This window comes from Klebsiella sp. HMSC09D12 (assembly GCF_001808475.1).
Classification (GTDB): domain Bacteria; phylum Pseudomonadota; class Gammaproteobacteria; order Enterobacterales; family Enterobacteriaceae; genus Klebsiella; species Klebsiella oxytoca.
This window is the reverse complement of sequence record NZ_KV793509.1, coordinates 1,091-3,161: the sequence shown is the minus strand read 5'-3', so window position 1 is coordinate 3,161 and position 2,071 is coordinate 1,091. Positions and strand designations below refer to the sequence as shown.

Below are 2,071 nucleotides of genomic sequence, written 5' to 3'. Positions count from 1 at the left end.
CAAACAGCCGGGAAAACTTCGATATTTCACGAATAACGATCCCTTCATCGTCCTGGTACCAATTTTCACCGTCATGGGATACCCGGAAGGCAAAAGATGACTGGTTAATGTCACCGCGCATCATCGGCGCCAGCACCAGATCGCGGATAGTTTGCGTATCCGGCGCTGTAATGTCGTAACGCAGGCCGCGCTCATCGACAGACAGGGATAGCGTCCCGGCAGCGCTCCGTCCCAGAATAAAGTTGGGGTCATGGTTAAACAGCCCGCGAACATCATCATTCAGCACATCGTCAAATGCTCCGGGCTTGATGATTTCACGGAATCCCCACAGGGGTTCAGAACGGCTGTTGAACACCGAGCCATAGCCCAGAATGCGGGTAGGTTCATCGGTGCGTTGCTCGGCTCTGACCTCCCCGCTGTAACAGCGCGTTTCACGGTCATTCATTGGGCTTTTCCTCGTCGGTTTTAGGTGCCTTAAAATCGTCTGCGGGGTTCGCGGCGTTAACGCTCACCAGCATTTCATCCAGGCCATCTACCGGATTCATGTCTTCGAAGGCTCGCGCTTCATTGCGGCTCATCCAGCCATCAGTGATCGCAAAGTGGTAGAACTGAGCACGTTCCTGCGGGGTCCCGCGTAGCAGGCCTGTCAGGTTAAACCTGACGTAATACCCGGCGGCCAGTTCAGCACGGGTGAACAGGCGGCGATTGAGTTCCTGTTCCCAGTTCGTTACCCACGGCATGATCGTGTAGCGGACAAACTGAATGGCCTGTTGCGTAATATTTGAGAAAGTGGCTTTTTCGAGATCGTTAATCATGTGCGCCGGTACATTAAATATCCCGGCAATCATCGACCGATTCAGCTTCGACATATCAATGATCTGGGCATCAACCGGGGAAACGGTGAGCGCTTTGTAATCCAGCTCTGCCGGGAGAAGCATTGTTTTATTCTCCTGGCTGCGCAAAGCAGCTGTAGCTTTTTGCCACATGCTTTTTAAACGCCCCCAGCTTTCTTCATTCAACTGGCTTTTCACCGAAATAATGCCAGCGGGTCGCGCATTACCGTTGAAGAATGAACTGGTATAAGCCTGCCCGCTCATCCCCATGCCTATCGTCTCGGCATGCTGCATGATTGGGCTAAGCCCCATTTTCTGGTTGTTACCCAGCGCCCGGATATGCACCATATCGTCGGGATTGACGGCAAACGCCCCCTCTTCGTTGTAAACGCCATAGGTATACCGACCACCCGTGTTAAGCAGTGTCGTTTCCCAGGGCATGCAGCATTCCAGCCCGGAAACTTCACCACGACGGGAACGCTTCACCCAGGTGTAACCATTCCCCCAGCCCAAAATATGACGCTGTTTTAACTCACGCCACTTATAGCTGGTCTGCCACATATTCGGCTCATCGTGAACCAGGTAAAACACAGGGTGATCGCGGGCAGCTTCAACCTTGTTATTGGTTTTCCGCATAACATGCAGTGGCATCTGAGCGATATTCGAAGAGATAACGTAAATACAGGCATACACCGCAGCCAGCTTCATCGCCGTTTGCGGGCTGACAAATACGTCTCGGGCAAACACGTTATCGGTTTCTGCCGATTCACTCGTGATCGGAGTAACCGGGTTTTCCAGTGGTTCACTGCGAAAAAGAGCATCAAGCAGCATTATTCCCCCTCATTGCCGCTAACAGCGCATAAATGAGTAGCAGGGTTCCCGACATCATCAGAGACATCGCCAGCCCGAACTGGAGATACACGCCTGCAGCAAGCGAACCGAACCCGGTAAGCCCGATAACATCAGTGATTAGAGTTTTCATAGAAGTAAAAGGTCTTCGTCAGGATCGATAGTGGACAGGAAGTCAACTTCACCACCGCCGTTAACAAGCAAGCGACTCATCGCAATAAACATCGCGACAGGACCGTCAATTTTGTTTTCAGGCGTGGCCTTGTTGGGGAAAATATTCTCGTTTTTGTCTGGTTTGACGGTGACGTTTGACATCATCCATGTCATCACTGGATTGCCATCGTGATGAAAACGCCCGGCGTAAATTTTCGCCTCGACTTCCTTCATTG

General features: G+C 51.9%; 4 protein-coding genes. All 4 read right to left on the bottom strand.

Annotated features, from left to right (window positions below):
- On the bottom strand, window positions 1-445 hold a 445-nt coding region (locus HMPREF3178_RS30550), incomplete at its 3' end, for an HK97 family phage prohead protease (protein ID WP_077270136.1).
- Entirely contained in the window at window positions 438-1,664 is a 1,227-nt protein-coding gene (locus HMPREF3178_RS26960; RefSeq protein ID WP_070585614.1) for a phage portal protein, read from the bottom strand. The genes HMPREF3178_RS30550 and HMPREF3178_RS26960, both read right to left, overlap by 8 nt.
- Window positions 1,654-1,815, bottom strand: a complete 162-nt coding sequence (locus HMPREF3178_RS31390; protein ID WP_000854046.1) for a hypothetical protein — start codon at window positions 1,813-1,815, stop codon at window positions 1,654-1,656. Before HMPREF3178_RS31390 ends, HMPREF3178_RS26960 begins: the two co-directional genes overlap by 11 nt.
- Window positions 1,812-2,071, bottom strand: a 260-nt coding sequence (locus HMPREF3178_RS31980; RefSeq protein ID WP_228705134.1) for a terminase TerL endonuclease subunit, incomplete at its 5' end; no start/stop codon positions are given. The genes HMPREF3178_RS31980 and HMPREF3178_RS31390, both read right to left, overlap by 4 nt.